Annotated in this window: 16 protein-coding genes; 7 read left to right on the top strand and 9 right to left on the bottom strand. The window is 73.7% G+C overall.

All coding sequences use genetic code 11. The features are described 5' to 3' along the window. Positions 1-106: 106 nt before the first annotated feature. The 4 genes from LZ604_RS15750 to LZ604_RS15735 all read right to left on the bottom strand — a co-directional run bounded on the left by LZ604_RS15750 (position 107) and on the right by LZ604_RS15735 (position 6,244). On the bottom strand, positions 107-2,590 hold the full coding sequence (locus tag LZ604_RS15750) for an ATP-binding protein (protein WP_234515733.1): 2,484 nt from the start codon (positions 2,588-2,590) through the stop codon (positions 107-109). A 64-nt stretch (positions 2,591-2,654) separates the two neighbouring features. Further along, a complete protein-coding gene (locus LZ604_RS15745) occupies positions 2,655-3,482 on the bottom strand; it encodes an intradiol ring-cleavage dioxygenase (RefSeq protein WP_234515732.1) in 828 nt (275 codons plus the stop codon). Positions 3,483-3,579: 97 nt separating this feature from the next. Continuing rightward, positions 3,580-5,667 (bottom strand): alkaline phosphatase family protein, encoded by a 2,088-nt coding sequence (locus tag LZ604_RS15740; protein ID WP_308283590.1) that lies wholly within the window; start codon positions 5,665-5,667, stop codon positions 3,580-3,582. Between the two features lie 124 nt (positions 5,668-5,791). Continuing rightward, on the bottom strand, positions 5,792-6,244 hold the full coding sequence (locus tag LZ604_RS15735) for a recombinase family protein (RefSeq protein ID WP_234515731.1): 453 nt from the start codon (positions 6,242-6,244) through the stop codon (positions 5,792-5,794). An 84-nt stretch (positions 6,245-6,328) separates the two neighbouring features. Between LZ604_RS15735 and LZ604_RS15730 the strand changes: the two genes are divergently transcribed. Next, on the top strand, positions 6,329-7,102 hold the full coding sequence (locus tag LZ604_RS15730) for an MBL fold metallo-hydrolase (protein ID WP_234515730.1): 774 nt from the start codon (positions 6,329-6,331) through the stop codon (positions 7,100-7,102). A 121-nt stretch (positions 7,103-7,223) separates the two neighbouring features. Then, positions 7,224-7,847 carry a DedA family protein gene (locus LZ604_RS15725; RefSeq protein ID WP_234515863.1) on the top strand — a complete coding sequence of 208 codons (624 nt, stop codon included), beginning with the start codon at positions 7,224-7,226 and terminating at the stop codon, positions 7,845-7,847. Positions 7,848-7,856: 9 nt separating this feature from the next. Here LZ604_RS15725 and LZ604_RS15720 read toward each other — a convergent pair whose 3' ends face one another. The 3 genes from LZ604_RS15720 to LZ604_RS15710 form a co-directional block, all read right to left on the bottom strand. Continuing rightward, positions 7,857-8,936, bottom strand: a complete 1,080-nt coding sequence (locus tag LZ604_RS15720) for an MBL fold metallo-hydrolase (protein WP_234515729.1) — start codon at positions 8,934-8,936, stop codon at positions 7,857-7,859. After that, positions 8,933-10,177, bottom strand: a complete 1,245-nt coding sequence (locus LZ604_RS15715; RefSeq protein WP_234515728.1) for an aminotransferase class I/II-fold pyridoxal phosphate-dependent enzyme — start codon at positions 10,175-10,177, stop codon at positions 8,933-8,935. Before LZ604_RS15715 ends, LZ604_RS15720 begins: the two co-directional genes overlap by 4 nt. 576 nt (positions 10,178-10,753) lie before the next feature. Continuing rightward, positions 10,754-11,548 (bottom strand): RNA polymerase sigma factor SigF, encoded by a 795-nt coding sequence (locus tag LZ604_RS15710; protein ID WP_234515727.1) that lies wholly within the window; start codon positions 11,546-11,548, stop codon positions 10,754-10,756. 448 nt (positions 11,549-11,996) lie between these two features. Here LZ604_RS15710 and LZ604_RS15705 point away from each other — a divergent pair, with 448 nt between their 5' ends. From LZ604_RS15705 to LZ604_RS15690, 4 genes are all read left to right on the top strand, one after another. Then, positions 11,997-12,371, top strand: coding sequence for a DUF2795 domain-containing protein (locus LZ604_RS15705; RefSeq protein WP_234515726.1), 375 nt, complete (start codon positions 11,997-11,999; stop codon positions 12,369-12,371). A 103-nt stretch (positions 12,372-12,474) separates the two neighbouring features. Further along, positions 12,475-12,621, top strand: a complete 147-nt coding sequence (locus tag LZ604_RS15700) for a hypothetical protein (RefSeq protein ID WP_234515725.1) — start codon at positions 12,475-12,477, stop codon at positions 12,619-12,621. After that, the gene (locus LZ604_RS15695; RefSeq protein ID WP_234515724.1) at positions 12,618-13,328 is read left to right on the top strand and encodes a diguanylate cyclase; all 711 of its coding nucleotides are present in this window, start codon (positions 12,618-12,620) and stop codon (positions 13,326-13,328) included. Before LZ604_RS15700 ends, LZ604_RS15695 begins: the two co-directional genes overlap by 4 nt. Positions 13,329-13,333: 5 nt before the next feature. Beyond that, a complete protein-coding gene (locus LZ604_RS15690; protein WP_234515723.1) occupies positions 13,334-13,864 on the top strand; it encodes a type 1 glutamine amidotransferase domain-containing protein in 531 nt (176 codons plus the stop codon). Positions 13,865-13,978: 114 nt separating this feature from the next. On the opposite strand, the gene LZ604_RS15685 is transcribed toward LZ604_RS15690, so the two are convergent. Continuing rightward, a complete protein-coding gene (locus tag LZ604_RS15685) occupies positions 13,979-14,242 on the bottom strand; it encodes a DUF6158 family protein (protein ID WP_234515722.1) in 264 nt (87 codons plus the stop codon). 87 nt (positions 14,243-14,329) lie between these two features. On the opposite strand from LZ604_RS15685, the gene LZ604_RS15680 reads away from it, so the two are divergent. Next, positions 14,330-15,436 carry a baeRF2 domain-containing protein gene (locus tag LZ604_RS15680; protein ID WP_234515721.1) on the top strand — a complete coding sequence of 369 codons (1,107 nt, stop codon included), beginning with the start codon at positions 14,330-14,332 and terminating at the stop codon, positions 15,434-15,436. Here the strand turns inward: LZ604_RS15680 and LZ604_RS15675 are convergent. Then, on the bottom strand, positions 15,433-17,052 hold the full coding sequence (locus LZ604_RS15675; protein WP_234515720.1) for an ABC-F family ATP-binding cassette domain-containing protein: 1,620 nt from the start codon (positions 17,050-17,052) through the stop codon (positions 15,433-15,435). The two genes, LZ604_RS15680 and LZ604_RS15675, sit on opposite strands and share 4 nt — an antisense overlap. Positions 17,053-17,140 lie beyond the last annotated feature (88 nt).

Here is a 17,140-nt window from a genome sequence, read left to right as displayed (position 1 = left end):
CGAGGCGGTCCCGTAGCCGGGTGCCACGCCCTATCCGATCACATTCCGGCCCGGCGTACCCGGAGGACCGGCTCCCGGCGTCCGAAGCCGCGGCCCGCATACCTGCTCACCGGGCCGGAACGGGCCGGTGAGCGGCCCGGTCGGCCACCCACAGGGCGATCTGCGTCCGGGTCCGCAGGCCGAGCTTGTCCCGCACCTTGTCGAGGTGGGTGGCGACCGTGTGGGGCGACAGATCCAGCCTTCCGGCGATCTGACGGTTCGTCAGTCCTTGGGCGACCAGCTCTGCGACCATGAACTCCCGGCCGGTCAGCGGAGACTCCTCCCCGGCGTGCGCACCGCCGCCCTCCGCTCCCGGGCCGCCGTACCCACCCCGCAGCGCGTAGGCGACCAGTCGTTCCCCGCGCAGTCGGCGGGCCGCCCCGACGGCGGCCCGCCGCGCGGCCGGCGACAGCCGTGTCCCGGCGCGCGCCGCCGTCTCCTCCACCCGGCGCCGCCAGGGGCCCTCCGCCTCGGTGTCCAGCCGTCGGCGTGCCTGGGCGCTCGCCTCGCACAGCCGTAGCGCCCGCTCCATGTCACCGGTCTCGGCGGCCACGATCGCCAGGCCCTCGACGGGATACAGCGCGTGGAAGCTGGATCCCGGGGCGATCCTGAGCACCTCGGCGAACAGCTCCTCGGCGTGCTTCAGGTCGCCGAGGGCCAGCCGCGCGGCGCCCGTCGTGTGCAGTGCGGCCGCCAGCTGACGCCAGGGGGCGTGCCGCCGGAGCACCGGCAGGCAGCGGGACATGAGCGCGTCGGCCTCCCGTTCGCCGCCCGCCTGGAGCAGGGCCCAGGCCAGATGGTGGGAGCACCAGGCGGTGGCGTGCGCGTTGCCGAGCACGGCGACGACGGTGAGGCACTCGCGCAGGTCCGCCACGGCCTCCATGAACTCGCCGCGGCACAAGCGGGCCCCGGCCCGTGCGTCCAGGGCGTTGGCGAGGCCCGCGGGACTGTCGCGCGAGCGCTCTTCGAGCACGGCTCGCTCGCCGAGCCGCAGCGCCTTGGCCAGTTCGCCCTGCTGGCAGGCCACACGGGCGGCGAGTGCCGGGACCTCGCCACCCAGCGCCCGGCTGTCGGCGTCGTCCACGAGGCGGGCCAGCAGCGCCCCGGCGGCGGACGGCTGCTCCTGCTGGTAGCGGACCCGGGCGAGTTCGAGGGCGAGGCGGACGTGCACGCCGCCGTCGCGGGGCGCGCCCTGGGCCAGGGCCGCGGCGAGATTGTCGCGTTCCGCCGCCAGGCCGCCGCCGGCCTGGTCGGCGAACACCTCGTCACCGGCGTCCCGTGCCAGCCCGTTCAGCCACCGCACGACCCGTCGGCGGGTGTCCTGGAGTTCACCGGCGGCGGTCAGACGCTCCAAGGCGTAGGCGCGGATGGCGGTGAGCTGCCGGAACCGTGCGGGCCGGTCCTCCCCCGGCACCCGTACGATCAGGGACTTGGCCTCCAGGGCGCACAGCACCCGCAGGACCTGCCGCGACGCGACGGGGTCGCCGCCGCAGACCGCCTCGGCCGCGTTGTCGTCGAACCCGCCGACGAGTACGGAGAGACGCCGGAACACCGCCTGTTCCACCGGATCGAGCAGACGGTGGCTCCAGTCGATGGCGGCGGACAGCTCACGGTGGCGGCGAGGCCCGGTCCTGCTGCCGTCGGCCAGGAGGGACAGCTGGTCGTCCAGGCCCGCGAGAATGCCGTTCAGGGGGAGGCTTCCGGCCCGGCGGGCCGCCAGTTCGATGGCGAGCGTCAGACCGTCGAGGCGACGGCAGATCTCGGCGACCGTGCGGCCGTTGCCGCGGTCCAGGCGGAAGCCGGGCGCGCAGGCCGAGGCTCGTTCCACGAACAGCCGTACGGCGTCGGCCCGCAGCAGTGCCGCCGGATCGTCCCCGCTTTCGGGAGGAGCCAGCGACAGCTCCGCCACCCGGAACACGACCTCCCCCGGGACGCGCAGCGGTTCCCGGCTCGTTGCGAGGATCCTCAGACCGGGGCAGCGGCTGAGCAGGGTCGCCGCCAGGTGTGCGCACGGGTCGGCGAGGTGCTCGCAGTTGTCCAGGACGAGCAGCCGGGAGGTCTCGCCGATCGCCCGGGCGAGGAGATCGGTGCCGGTGCGTCCTGCCCGCTCACCGACGCCGAGTGCGGCCGCCACGGACTGCACGAGTTCGGTGTCGTCCTGCAGCGAGTCGAGCTCCACCAGATCGGCCCGGCCGGCTCCGCGGGGCCGGGCCCTGGCGTACTCCAGCGCCAGCCGTGTCTTGCCGACCCCGCCGGTTCCGGTCAGGGTGACCAGCCGCGACGACCTCAGCAGCGTACGCAGTCGGGCGAGCTCCGGCCGGCGGCCCACGAAGGAGTCGAGCGCCCGGCCCAGACCGTGGTCGTGTGTGACCGCGGGCAGGGTCTGGGCCGGGGTCGCGGTCCCCTCCGCCGGGTGTGCGTCGCGGCGGGCCGCCCGCTGCCGGAACGCCCGTTGCCTACAGGCGCCGGAGCAGTAGCGCGCCGGCCGGCCGGCGCGCTGCCTGCCGGTCAGGGGCACGCCGCACTCCTCACAGGTTCGACTCGGGCTCATCCCGGATTCCTGGCCGTGGCGTTCCGTGGGGAAACCATCGTCTCCGGCGCCGGGGCGGCCGCTGTCAGGGGGTCGCGGCGGGGTCGATGCCGAGCACGACCGTACCGGTCACCCCCTTGCCGAGGTCACTGCCGGCCTGAGTGAGCGTCAGGAGAGTGGAGGAGCCGCCGCGTCGGTAGATGCCGTCCCGGGCGTTGGGGGTGCGCGCGGTCGAGTTGGTCCGGTAGGGGTCCCGTGCGGCGACCCTGTCGTTGTACGTCTCCGGGAAGTAGAGCTGGCCGGTGTGGGAGACATGGCCGCCGTGGTACTTCCCGCCGGAGACGGTGCCGCCGACGTGCGTCTTGACATGGATGTGCAGGGCGCGCCCCACGTACCAGCCGGGATAGATCGTGGTGAACGTGGCCACGCCGGTGGCGTCGGTCAGCTGCACCCCGCGCAGAAACGTCGTGTCCGGGGTAGAGCCGCCGGCCACGTAGCCGGAGTAGACCCCGAGAGCGTCGCAGTGCCAGATGTCGACCGCCGTTCCGGGCAGCGGTAAGCACGTCGTGGCGTCGACCACCGTGACGCGCAGGGTGAGGGGCACGCCGGCCTTGCCCTCGGTGATGTCCTTGCGGACCGTCTCCAGGTCCAGGTAGTAGGGGCCCTCCGTCTGTTCGGGGGTGAGGACGCAGGCGGCGGCGAGGCGGTGGCCCGCCTCCGCGGTGTTCCGGTCCGGTTCCGTCTGCGTCTGCGACTGGGCGGCGGCGGAACCCGCCACGCCCAGGGCGGCCAGTCCGAGGGTCATCCCGCCGATGCCCGTGATCACTGATCTGCGGGTGGTTCCGCTCCGGCCGTCGGTGGACGCGGACGTCTGCTCCGCCTGGGCGGAGTGGGGGTGGGGGGTGTCAGTCATGCTGCGACAGTGGCACCGTGTGTGCCCCGGCGCATCCCTCGCATGACCCGTGGACCGGGCGAGTGACGAAACTCCCGGCGGCAGCCCCGCCGGGCGGTCAGGCGGCGCGCTCGTTCTCCTCCTCGCGTCCGCTCAGGGGCACTTGGGGGCCGTCGCACTCACGCAGCCAGTGGCGGAAGACCTCGTGGAGCCGCTCGGCGCCGACGAGTTCGGCTCCGTCCCCGGCCGGGGCGGACAGGGTCAGCGGCCACAGCAGGAAGGGCCGCCCCTGGTCGCCGCCGAGTCCGCCGTGCGAGCCGATCTGCTCCTCGAAGGCGAGGACTTCGCCCGAGGCCGGGTCGTACCAGGAGTTGACCATGATGTCGGCGGTGTGCGGGAAGGAGTGGGTGCGGCGTACGGCGTCGGCGGCGCCGGGGCCGAAGGCGGCCAGCGGCCCGGTCCCGTCGGCGAGCCGGTCGACCGGGATCTCGGCGCCGTGCGCGCCCAGCGCCACCCCGCCGTGCTCCTCGCTGCGGACGAGAACGAAGCCGACGCCGGGGTGGTCGGCGAGCGTCGGCAGCAGCGCGGGGTGACGGCGGTCGATCTCCTCCCTGCTCATCCGGTGCGGCACGTCCGGGAAGGAGACGAGCCCCAGGTTGCCGGAGGCGAGTACGACGGGCTCGGAACGGCGGTGCGCGGCCGGGTGTCCCCCGCCGTTCTCCTCGACCGGCCTGTGCAGCGCGGCCCGGACCGCCGCACGCGCCTCGGCGCCGCTGTGGGTGCTCTCCACCCGGCGCGGCACGGGCAGTCCGCAGCCGGCCCGGACCAGATTGCCGAGACTGAGTCCGTAGCGGGTCCGGAAGGTCTCGCCGGGGCTCTGGCCGTGGTCGGACAGCACGACGATCCGGTACGGGCGCGGGGCGTGCTCGGCGACCTGTGCCAGCAGCGCGAGCGAGCGGTCCAGCTTCTGCAGCACCTTCTCGGCATCGCGGCTGTGCGGGCCGGAGTGGTGGGCCACTTCGTCGTACGCCACCAGGTCCGCGTAGACCGCGTCGCGCCCGGCGAGCATGTCGCCGATCACGGCGGCCACGACGACGTCCCGTTCCACGACCGTGGCGAAGGCGCGCACGAAGGGGTAGAGACCGCCGCGGCCGACCCGGGGCCGCTGTCCGGCAAGACGGGCCCGGGTGGACTGCCCCATCTCCCGGCCGACCTCGGCGACGAACGACAGGGCGGTGCGGACGGCGTTGGCGGGATCGCTGAAGTAGGCGAAATAGCCGGCACGCGAGCGGTTCTCCCGGCCGCGCCGCGCGGCGACGGACAGCACCAGGGCGAGCTGGTCGGCGCCGCCGCTGAACAGGTTGCCGCGGCTTGCGCCGTCCACGGTCAGCAGCCCTCCGTCACCGGTCCGTTCGATGGCGCGGCGCTGGAGTTCGGCCGCGCTCGTCGGCCGGTTGCAGACCATGACCTCGCGGCTGTCCTTCTCGTACCACCGGAAGGCAGGCACGTCGTGGTTGGAGCCGTGCAGGATGCCGAGCTGGCTCGCGCCGGTCTGGCTGGACCAGTCGGTGCGCCAGGCGGTGAGGCGGTGGGTGGGGCCGCGGCCCTCGGACGGCGTGAGCCAGGAGGCGACGGCCGGCATCAGCCCCTTGTCGACGGCCGCCCGCAGCACATCGTGTCCGACGCCGTCGAGTTGCACGAAGACCGTACCCGGTGTGACCGCCCCGGCCTGTCCGGGGCCGTGTCCGCGCCTCCGGTCGGCGAGCCGGTAGAGCCGTCTGCGGTACGCGTCGTCGTCCCGGACGGCCAGGGCGGCGCCGGTGGCCGAGGCGACCGCGGACATCACGGCGGCGACCACCACGGCGGTCTCGGGCGCGGCCTCGCCGCGCCCGGAGGGGTTGATGCGCAGGGCGACCAGGAGCAGGGAGCCGTTGAGGAAGAAGACGAGCAGCCCGAGGACGAGGGCGGGCACGAGCAGCAGCAGGCGGACTAGCAGGGGCCATACGAGGGACGACAGCAGGCCGAAAGCACCGGCGCCGGCCGCGGCGGTGACGGCGATACGGGTGGCGCTGTCGCCGCCCGCGGACTGGAGCCGGAAGTCCGGGAGGATACCGGCGAGGACCAGCATCGTGGCGGTGGACACGGCCCAGACGGCGATGCTCCGCCACACTCCGCTGATCAGGTTCCGTAGACGCCCGCTCCCCACACCACACCTCACGTCCCGGCCCCCTTCCGCACCCCTCGGGGCCTGCCCCACCTTGTCACACCGGCCCGGAAAACCGTTCGGGACGTGGGGCGGCCTCGGGAGTCCGGACGGGCCGGGCGCCGGGTCAGCGGCCGTCGTAGCCCGCCGTCGGCATCGAGAGGCGGCGGTGGACGCGGGCCTTCATCTGGGCGTCGTACGACGGTTCGGCGCGACCGACCGTCTCGACCCGCACCCCCCGCCGTGCGCACTCGGCGGTGAACTCCTCCACGGAGGACAGGGCCCGCTCCAGGACGCGGCGGCTCGGGGCGACGAACAGGTCGACCAGGCCCGCGTCCACGTCCGCCCACAGCGCGCAGTGGTCGGGGCGCAGGCCACGGACGAGCAGTTCCCGCGTCACCACATAGCCGTGCTCCGCGGCCCAGCGGGCGCACATCGCGTGCTGGCTGCGGGAGTCGACGAGGAAGGGGTCCGCGTCCAGCTCCTCCAGCGGCGTCAGACTGGCGATCGCCGTGACCCGGACCGTGGCCGGACCGCCCAAGGCGTCGCGTGCGCCGGAGGTGCCGTGCGCATCTCCCATGGTGTTCCCCTCACCTCAGGGTTTCGCCGCAGACCCTACTCCTGCCCGTAGGCTCGAGGGGAGTCGCGGGAAGGAGGCATCGGAGTGCCGGTGGAGATCACGTGGTGGGGACACGCCGCCTGCACGGTCGAGGACTCCGGGCTGCGGATTCTGACCGATCCTCTGTTCACACGCCGGCTGGCGCATCTGCGGCGGCGGTGCGGTGCCCCGCCACCGCCCGAGGCCGCGGTCGCCGACCTGGCGCTGGTGTCGCATCTGCACGCCGACCATCTGCATGTGCCGTCGCTGGCCCGGCTGGCCCCGGGCACCCGTCTGCTGGTGCCGCGCGGGGCCCCCGGACAGGTGCCGGGGCTGCGGCGGCTCGATCTGCTGCGGGTCACGGAGGTCGTGCCCGGCGACCGGGTGCGGGTCGGTGACCTGGTGGTACGGGTCGTTTCCGCGCGGCACGACGGACGCCGGCTGCCCGTGGGACCGCACCGCTCCCCCGCCCTGGGGTTCGTCGTCGAGGGCGAGGCACGGACGTACTTCGCCGGCGACACGGGCCTGTTCCCGTCGATGGCCGAGGAGGTCGGGCCGGTCGATGTCGCGCTGCTGCCGGTCGGCGGCTGGGGACCCTACCTCGGCGAGGGGCATCTGGACGCGGGGCGTGCGGCGCAGGCGCTGGCCGGACTGATGCCGCGCAGCGCGGTGCCGGTGCACTACGGCACGTACTGGCCGATCGGGATGGATGTCGTGCGCCCCCATGAATTCCATGCGCCGGGTGAGGAGTTCGTGCGCCTCGCCGCGCAACGCGCGCCGGGCGTCGCGGTGCACCTCCTCGGCCACGGCGAAAGCGTACGGCTGGAAGCCGCCCGATGACCGCCGCCGTCCGGCGCCGGCCGGCCGCCCCCGCCCGCCCGGGCCGTCGCCGTGCCCCCGGGCGCAACCCCCACGGTCCGGCAGGTGGGCACGCCGCCGAGTCCCCGCGGAGGGCCCGGTGATGTTCCTCGCCGCGGCGGGCGGCATCGTGCCCACGGAGTCCACGCAGCAGGCGGTCGGTTATCCGTCGCTGTTCCTGCTGGTGCTGATCGGCGCCCTGGTGCCGGTCGTGCCCACGGGGGCACTCGTCAGCACGGCGGCGGTCGTGGCCTTCCACCAGACCGCGCCCTTCTCGCTCGCGCTGGTCTTCGTCGTGTCCTCGCTCGCGGCCTTCCTCGGGGACGTCGCCCTCTACTGGCTGGGGCGGCGCGGCATGCGGTCGAAGAACGGCTCCCGCCGGCTGGAGACGATCCGCGACCGCGCCCCGGAGGAACGGCTGGCGCAGGCGCAGGAGAAGCTCCACGACCACGGCATCGCGGTGCTCACCCTCTCCCGGCTCGTGCCGGCCGGCCGGATCCCCGTGATGCTCGCCTGCCTCCTGGCCCGGATGCCGCTCAGGGAGTTCGCCCGCGGCGACGCCCCGGCCTGTCTCGCCTGGGCCGTGACGTACCAGCTGATCGGCATCCTGGGCGGGTCCCTGTTCGCCGAGCCCTGGGAGGGCGTGGTGGCGGCGGTCGCGCTGACCCTCGCGATCAGCGCGGCGCCCGGGGTGTGGCGCCGGGTGCGCCGCTCCGCCGCCCCCTGAGTGCCGGGCTCACTCCAGCACCCGGGACGCCCCGATCGGCAGGTCCCACAGATGCTCACGGGCCAGGCCGGCCTTCTCCCAGGCCACCCGCACCCGCGTCAGCGGTTCCAGGACCGGCTCCGCCGACAGCACGAACGTGCCCCAGTGCATCGGCGCCATCCGCCGCGCGCCGAGGTCCACCGTCGCCCGCACCGCCTCCTCCGGGTCGCAGTGGACGTCCCTGAGCCACCATCGCGGGTCGTAGGCGCCGATCGGCATGAGCGCCAGGTCGATCCCCGGGTAGCGGCGGCCGATCCGCTCGAACCAGTGGCCGTAGCCCGTGTCGCCCGCGAAGTACACGCGGCGTCCGTCGGGCGCCGTCAGCATCCAGCCGCCCCACAGCGAACGGCAGGTGTCGGTCAGGGTGCGCTTGGACCAGTGGTGGGCGGGGACGAAGTCGAAGCGGACGCCCCGGAGTTCGGCGCCCTCCCACCAGTCCAGCTCGGTGACGCAGGTGAACCGGCGCCGCCGGAACCACGGGGCGAGCCCGGCCGGTACGAACACCGGTGTCGTGGACGGGAGCAGGCGCAGGGTCGGCGCGTCCAGATGGTCGTAGTGGTTGTGGCTGATCACGACCGCGTCGATGCGCGGCAGGGCGCTCCAGGCGATGCCGACGGGGGTGATCCGGGCCGGCGTGCCGAGGATGCGCCAGGACCACACCGGGTCGGTGAGCACGGTCAGCCCGCCGATGCGCACCACCCAACTGGCGTGTCCCGCCCAGGAGACGGCGATCGTGCGCACGCCGACTCGGGGCAGGGGCCCCGGTTCGTACGGCAGCAGCGGGATGTCTCTGAGGCCCTCGGGCCCGGGCCGTACCGCACCCTCCCGGGCGAAGCGGGCCAGGCCCCGCAGGCCGGGCAGGGGTGCGGTGAGCCGGTCGGCGAAGGAGCGGGGCCAGATACGGCGTGCGCCGAGCGGTCGGGGCTCGACGAGCGGCTGGGGCGCGGTCGGCGCCCCGGGTTCCGGGCTCAGCAGGGACGCGGACACCGGCTCTCCCGCGTACTGGCGGGCCGGGGCGGAGGGTGTGGTCGGCTCGGACTGCTGCGTCATCGAGGAGGCTCCCATCGCCCAGCGTCGTCGCGTAGATCGTCGAGGACTGATCCCAGGTGGTTCAACGCGCGTTGCACATGCGGCAGTTCCAACGGCGCGGGCGAAAGGAGGGACTGGATCCGCTCCTCGGCCGTCGTGCCGAGGAACGGGCCGGTGGACAGGCGCACGCGGAGTTCGGCCAGGTCGTCGCCGAAACGGTGACCGCCCGGCACGGGCATGCCGAGCCGGGCGGTGAGGAAGTCCTCCAGTTCCTGGGCGTCGCCGACGCCGTGCGCGCCGAGCGCGGAGCGCAGGGGGCCGAGGTCGGCGTAGAGGTGGCGGCCGGCCAGCGGGGGCCTGGCGAAGGCCCCCGCGGTCAGCACGGTGCGGTGCACGGCGGCGGCCACGCGCGCGTGCAGCGCGACGCCGGCGGCAAGGCGCTGGGTCACCTCGGGGGGCTCGTCGAGGGCGTACACGGCCGCGGCGGCGACCGGGTCGGCCACACGGGCGTCGAGGGCGGTGAGCACGTCGAGGACGCGGGCACGCAGCCCGGCACCGTCGGCAGTGGCCGGGAAGCGGGCGACGGCGGCGGGCCAGCTCGTGGGCAGAAAGGGTCCGGCGAGGTCGGTGACCACCGTGACCCGTTCGGGCAGCATCTCGGCGGGGCTGAACAACACGGTGTCGTGCGGCCGGTGCACGGTGTCGCGCCATGTCTCGTCGCTCACCACATGGAGCCCCTCACCGGCGGCGGCCTCCACGATCTCGTGCACCAGTTCGGGTGGGGCCACCGTGGCGGTCGGGTCGTCGGCGACCGCCAGCGCCAGCAGCCGCGGGTCGCCGCCTTCGGCGCGGATCCTGCGGACGGTCTCCAGAAGGGCGTACGAGTCGGGCACGCCCCCGCACTCGGCGGGTGTCGCCACGTGGAACACGGACCGTCCCAGCGCCCTCACCTGGGGCACCCACCAGGCGGCGCAGGGCCGCGGGACGAGCACATCACCACCGAGCGCGGCGGTGACCGCGAGCAGCAGGGTGGGGGCGCCGGGTGCGGCGGCCACCGCGTCGGGCCGGGCGGGCAGTCCGCGTCGTTCGAAGTAGCCGCACGCGGCGGCGGGCAGCCCCGGCACCCCGCCGGACTCGGCGCCGTCATGGTCCGCGGCGTCGGCGAGCGCGGCGGACAGTCCGGCCGGCAGAGGCAGCCCATGGCCGGGAAGGGACGGGCCGTAGCGGACCGGGCCGTGCCCTTCCTGATCCGTACGCCGCATGCGTGCCTCCGCGCAGTCCGTGGTGCCGTGCCCGGGCCCCCCGGACTCCGGCTCGCCGCGGGCATCCGACGCCCGACCGACCGTCCTCGTACAGCTGTTCCCCTTCGGTGCCGGTGGTGCCCACGGGTCTGAGTACCCACGGTTCCGGCCGGTCATGGGCGTCCGGCCGGTTCCCGGGATCACGGGTGCAGCCGCTGCCGGCCGGCACGCGGCGCCAGACCCGGCGCACGACGGCGCACGCGCCCGCGATCAGGAGCCCGCCCATGACGAGCGCGGGGACGGGCTCGGTGAAGGAGCCGCCCGGGCGCCGGCGCACGCGCACGGGGCGACCGCGCACGAGGCGACCGCGCACGAGGCGGCACCGGCCGGAGCGGTGGCGGACGGGACGCGGGCGCTTCGGTCCATCGGGGGCTCCTTCGACGGGGTTACCTCCGGGCACGGCGACCGTGCCCCTGCAAGCCCATGACAGCCCGCCGGCCCCCGGCCCGCGCGTGGCCGTGCCCCATTCGCGCGACCGGGGCGTCCGGGCGGGTGACCACCGCGCCCCGAGTACGCCGGGGCGCGGGGCCGGTATCGCTATGCCGCGTCCTTCATGACCTGGTCCCTGAGCCGGTGGCAGCAGCGGCTGATCAGCCGGGAGACGTGCATCTGCGAGATGCCGAGCCGTTCGGCGATGCTGCTCTGGGTCATGTCGTCGAAGAACCGCATGTAGAGAATGGCTCGTTCCCGTTCGGGCAGGGCCTGGAGCCGGGGCTTGACGGCCTCGCGGTCGACGACGGTGTCGAGCGCCGTGTCGGGAGCGCCGAGGGAGTCGCTGAGCGAGTATCCGTCCTCGCTGCCCGGCAGCTCGGCATCCAGCGACAGTGCCGTGAAGCTCTCCAGGGCCTCGAGGCCCTCCCGGACGTCCTCCTCGCTCATCCCGGCGTGCTCGGCGATCTCGGCGATGGTGGGCCTGCGTCCCGAGATGGTTCCCGACAGGTCCTGGCAGGCGAAACGGACCCGGTTGCGCAGGTCCTGGACGCGGCGCGGCACGTGCAGCGTCCACATGTGGTCACGGAAGTGCCGCTTGATCTCGCCCGTGACCGTGGGGACGGCGAAGCTCTCGAAGGCGTGGCCGCGTTCCGGGTCGTACCGGTCGACGGCCTTGACGAGGCCGAGCGCGGCGACCTGGCGCAGGTCATCGAAGCTCTCGCCACGGCTGCGGAAGCGTCCCGCGAGCCGTTCGGCCATGGGCAGCCAGGCCTCGACGATCTCGTCGCGGAGCGCGTCGCGCTCCGAGCCCGGGGGGAGTGTGGCGAGCCTGCGGAAGGCCTCCGCGGTGTCGGGGGCGTCGTCGTGGGGGTGGTGCTTCACGCTCGCTCGGTTCGGCATGGTGGGTCGCAACTCCCTAGCTGGTGCCTTGGGTGGACGGTCAGCGTGGGAGGGGCACCCGTGCCGGACGGGTACACCCGTGGCAGGTATCCACCGCTCCCACGGACGTGCCTCCTGTCCGAAGCACTGAGACAGCGCCTGCCCCCACCCCTCCGCGACAAACGCCCGGTCCCGCGGTTCGTCCGGCGTGGCTTGGACTCACCCCTACACCGGCACGCTGTCGTGCGTCCGAGGCGGTCGGCTACGCGGGGTTCAGCGGCCGTCCCGGAGCGTGCGCGCCCAGGCGGCACGGGGTTCCTGGTCTCACGCCCGATGCCGACCGACACCGCGCCCGCCAGAAGCTTGAGGGTTGAACCTCTGTCTCCCCCGCCGAACGCCTGCCGGGATTCGGTGTCGATCGCGGCCCACCGGGTACGCGACTGCCACCCCCGAACAACTGGAGGGAGTCATGCAGCGAGGCAGCGACCGGCTGAACGTTCACCGCGACGACGAGATGAAGCACGAACTGCAAGGACTGCTGCGGTCCGGTCACCCGACGCGGACCGAGGAGTGGCACGACCCCGAACCGAGCGCCGACGACGATCCGGCGGTCTGGGGTGGTCCGGTGGTACCGGGCGGCGTCCCGCGCTCGGTGGCCGACGTCCGCTACGAATTCGCGCGGATCCTTGGCCGCACGGCCTTCCCGGCGCGCCGGGACGACCTGATCGAAACCCTGCGCCGCAGGCATGCCCCGGACACGCTCGTCGAGACCGTGGAGCGGCTCCCGCGTTCGGCGCGCTTCGCCAACGCCCACGAGCTCGCCGAGGCCGTCCTCGAGGCGTGAGCCTCGGAGAAGGCATGGGGCCCCGGCCGAGGGGGTACTGCGGGCGTCGTCCCGCTGACGTGCCCCCGCGACGGCCGGGGGATCCAGGAAAGGACCGGAGTGCATGGCTGATTTCGTCAGGGAGGCCATCGTCGAGAAGGTCATGGCGCCCGGCGCCGTGGCGGTCCGCCCGGACGCCTCGCCGGACGAGGCGGCGCAGCCGACGCGCGTGTCCGGACGGGTGACCACCGCCGGGCGGGTGACCGGATGAGCCGCCGTGACCGGGCCGCCGAGGTCAGCGCGTACGGAGCCGCCGCGGTGGACGTGGGCGAGGCGACGACCCGCTACCTCCTGTACGGGCTGCTGCCGTCCTGGTTCGTGCCGGGTCTGGCCGACTGGGCGATGCACCGACGCACCCGGATCGAGGACACGGCCGGCACGAAGGAGTCACTGATCCATGCGCTGATGATGGCCGAGGTGGGTGCGCCCATCGCGCTGACCCTGCGGTACGAGGTCAACCCCCTGCTGCTGAGCGTGCAGTTGGCCGGGATCGCGGTGCACGAGGCGACCGCTCTGTGGGACGTGCGGACGGCCGTCGACAGCGAACGCGAGGTCAAGCCCGTCGAGCAGCACATCCACAGTTTTCTGGAGTCGCTGCCCTTCGCGGCGCTCACGGCGCTGTCGTGTCTGCACGTCGACCAGGTGCGCTCGCTGCTGCGCGGCGGCCGAGGCGACCCGCACGCCTGGCGGCTGGTACCCCGGCGGCGGCCGCTGTCCCGCGGGTATCTCGCGGGTGTGGCGGCGGCGATCGGCGCCTGTGTGCTGCTGCCGTACGGCGAGGAGCTGGTGCGCTGTGTCCGTGCCGGACGCGACCGGGCGCGCGGCCGGAAGAACGGGGCGCCCCGGGACGAGGCCGCATGGCACGTGGAGGCGGAGCCCGCGCCGGCAGAGCCCGCTCCAGTAACGAAAGGACAGTGAGCAACATGCGTATCGCGTTCCTGACCGCGCCCGAAGGCGTGGAGCAGGTCGAACTCACCGAGCCCTGGAAGGCGGTGTCGGAAGCCGGTCACGAGCCGGTCCTGGTGTGCACGAAGCCGGGCCACGTCCAGGCGTTCAACCACCTCGACAAGGCGGACACCTTCCCGGTGGACGCGGTCGTCGGCCAGGTGGAGGCCGAATCCTTCGACGGGCTCGTCCTGCCGGGTGGTGTGGCCAATCCGGACTTCCTGCGGATGGACGAACAGGCCGTCTCGTTCACCCGGTCCTTCTTCCAGCAGGGCCGCCCGGTGGCCGCGATCTGTCACGGGCCCTGGACGCTGATCGAGGCGGACGTCGTACGCGGCCGGGTGCTGACGTCGTGGCCGAGCCTGCAAACGGACATCCGCAACGCCGGCGGCACCTGGGTGGACGAGCAGGTACGGCTCGACCAGGGCCAGAACAAGCTGATCACCAGCCGTAAGCCGGACGACCTGAAGGCGTTCACCGAGGCGATCCTGACCGAGTTCGGCAGTTAGGTCCCTCGCCTTCGGCACTCGGGTCCCTCGTCCTTCGCCGGTCGGGGGCCCACGTCGCTCCTGCCTGCCCCGCGCCGCCCCGCAAGAAGAGCGGGCCGGCGCGGGGACGCGATCTCAGCGAGCCGGTTCGGCTCCTTGGCAGGGGCCCAGGTCGGCCGCTCCCCGTTCGCGTGCCCCGTCGCGGGTCCGGCTGGCCACGACCGGGCGGCGGGGATGGCGGCGCAGATACTCCCCCTCCAGCCGCGCCATGCGGTCGTTGTGCGTGCGCAGCGCGTCGTTGGAGCCGTACAGCAGCGTGTCGTGACGGGTGCGGTGGATGTTCTCCAGCTCCTTCATGAGCTGCTGATCGGTCAGCAGGCCCGGGTCGACTCCGGTCATGGTGGCACCCCGCTCGTCGTGTTCCTCAGTGCGGTCCGGGTACCCGCCCGGAAAGGCAATACCCCGAGCGGCATCCGGGAGGGAGCCATGGATCTCGCGTTCCTCCATCCACTGTACGAACATCCCGGGCCCTGGGCCTCCGTATACGTCGACACCTCCCGCCACACGGAGTCCACCCCGCATGAGCTCTCCCTGACCGCTCGGGCCCTCGCCCGGGACCTGGCCGGACAAGGCGCGGACGAGCCCACCTGCCGGGCCGTGCGGGAGGCGGTCGAGGAGCTGGGCCACATGCCCGAGCCGTACGGAAGGGCCATGTTCGCCCGCGCGGGCGAGGTCGTCCTGGATCCGCCCCTGGTCGCCGCCCCGCCGCGTTCCTCGGCCCACTGGTCGCCGCTGCCCCACACGGCGCCGCTGCTGGAGCTGGCCGGCGAGGATCCGGTGTGCGTGGTGGCGTACATCGACCGCAAGGGCGCCGAATTCGAGCTCCGCGGGGCGCTGGGCAGCCGGGAGGCCGGGCAGGTCACGGGAAAGGAATGGCCGCTGCACCGTACGACCACCTGGGACTGGTCGGTGCGGCACTTCCAGCTGCGGGTGGAGAACACCTGGGAGCACAACGCGGCGGAGATCGCCGATGCGCTCACCGTCTGCCAGGAGGAGACCCGCGCCGACCTGGTGATCCTCGTCGGCGAGCAGCGTGAGCGGCGCGCCGTGCACGAGCGGCTGCCGCAGCGACTCAAGGACCGGGTGGCCGAGGCCCCGCACGGCGCGGGCAGCCGGCTGCTGGACGAGGACGTGGAGCGGATCCGTAACGAGCACGTGCGTCGGCGGGCGGAACAGGAACTGGAGCGTTTCCTGGCGGCCCGGGCACCGGACGAGCAGGGACGGACGCGGGCGGTCGAGGGTGTGCCCGCCGTCGTCGAGGCGGCACGCGAACACCGTATCGACGAACTCCTGATCCAGCCGGGCGGCCCGGACACCCGCCTCGAGGTGTGGATCGGCGAGAATCCGGACCTGCTCGCGGTGCGCCGTAACGAGCTGGAGGCGCTGGGTGAGGAGCACGCCCTGCAGGCCCGCGCGGACGACGCCCTGGTGCGCTCCGTGGTGGAGACGGGGGCCGAGGCCGTCTCGGTGACGGCGGCGTCGGCGGCCGAGGGCCCTGCGGGCGGCGTGGGCGCGTTGCTGCGCTGGCCCTAACGGGCCCGTTCCACGCGCCGTTCGTCCCAGACCGGTTCCGCGGTCTCCCGGAGCCGGCCGTCGCTGCCGAAGACCAGGTAGCGGTCGAACGAGCGGGCGAACCAACGGTCGTGGGTCACCGCGAGCACCGTGCCCTCGAACCCCTCCAGGCCCTTCTGGAGCGCCTCGGCGGATTCCAGGTCCAGGTTGTCCGTCGGCTCGTCGAGCAGCAGGGCGGTCGCCCCCTCCAGTTCCAGCAGCAGGATCTGGAACCGGGCCTGCTGTCCCCCGGACAGCCGGTCGAAGGTCTGCTCGGCCTGCGCGGTCAGCTCGTAACGGCGCAACCGGGACATGGCCGCGCCCCGGTCCTGGGAGTGTTCCCGCCACAGGATGTCGAGCAGCGGACGGCCCTCCAGCTCGGGGTGCGCGTGCGTCTGGGCGAAGTGCCCGGGTACGACGCGCGCCCCCAGCCGCCACTGCCCCGTGTGCGCCACGTCGCCGCCCGCGAGCAGCCGCAGGAAGTGCGACTTCCCTGAGCCGTTGGAGCCGAGGACCGCGACGCGCTCGCCGTAGAAGACCTCAAGATCGAAGGGTTTCATGAGGCCCGTCAGCTCGAGTCCCTGGCAGGTGACGGCCCGGACGCCGGTACGGCCTCCCTTGAGCCGCATGCGGATGTCCTGCTCCCGCGGCGGCTCGGGCGGCGGCCCGGCCTCCTCGAACTTCCGCAGCCGGGTCTGGGCGGCCTGGTAGCGGGACGCCAGCTCATGGCTGACGGTCGCGGCCTGCCGCAGGTTCAGAACGAGCTTCTTCAGCTGGGCGTGCTTCTCGTCCCAGCGTCTGCGCAACTCCTCGAAACGGGCGAAGCGTTCGCGGCGGGCCTCGTCGTACGTGGCGAAACCGCCACCGTGCAGCCAGGCGTCGGCGCCGGCGGGGCCCGGTTCGAGCGACACGATCCGCTGTGCGGCGCGGGCCAGCAGCTCCCGGTCGTGGGAGACGAACAGGACGGTCTTGCGGGTCTCCGCGAGCCGCTCCTCCAGCCAGCGTTTCCCGGGGACGTCCAGGTAGTTGTCGGGCTCGTCGAGGAGGAGGACCTCGTCGGTGCCGCGCAGCAGTGCCTCGAGGACGAGCCGCTTCTGCTCGCCGCCGGAGAGGGTGCGGACCTGGCGCCACTGGGCCTTCTCGTACGGGATGCCGAGCGCCGCCGTGGTGCACATGTCCCACAGCGTCTCCGCCTCGTAGCCCCGTGCCTCGGCCCAGTCGGCGAGTGCCTGCGCGTAGCGGAGCTGGGCGGCCTCGTCGTCGACGGTCATGACGGCGTGCTCGGCGGCGTCCACGGCGCGGGCGGCCTCGCGGATGCGGGGCGGTGCGACCGAGACGAGGAGGTCCCGTACGGTCGTCTCGTCCCGTACGGACCCCACGAACTGGCGCATCACCCCGAGCCCGCCGCTGGTGGTGACGGTCCCGCCGTGCGGCTTCAGCTCACCGGAGAGCAGCCGCAACAAGGTGGTCTTCCCCGCCCCGTTCGGTCCGACGAGCGCGACGACGGCTCCTTCGCCGACCCGGAAGGACACATCGCCGAGCAACGCCCTCCCGTCCGGGAGGTAGTACTCGAGGTGTGCGGCTTCCAGATGTCCCATGCCGCGCATTGTGGGCGGCAGTGAAGGGAGCGGGCAAACGGTTATCGCGCCGTAGGCATCCCGTCCGGAGGGCCCCGCACGGTTCGGC

This window comes from Streptomyces glomeratus (assembly GCF_021462825.1).
GTDB classification, from domain to species: domain Bacteria; phylum Actinomycetota; class Actinomycetes; order Streptomycetales; family Streptomycetaceae; genus Streptomyces; species Streptomyces glomeratus.
The sequence above is the reverse complement of the archived record's forward strand: the minus strand, read 5'-3'. Positions and strand labels throughout refer to the sequence as shown.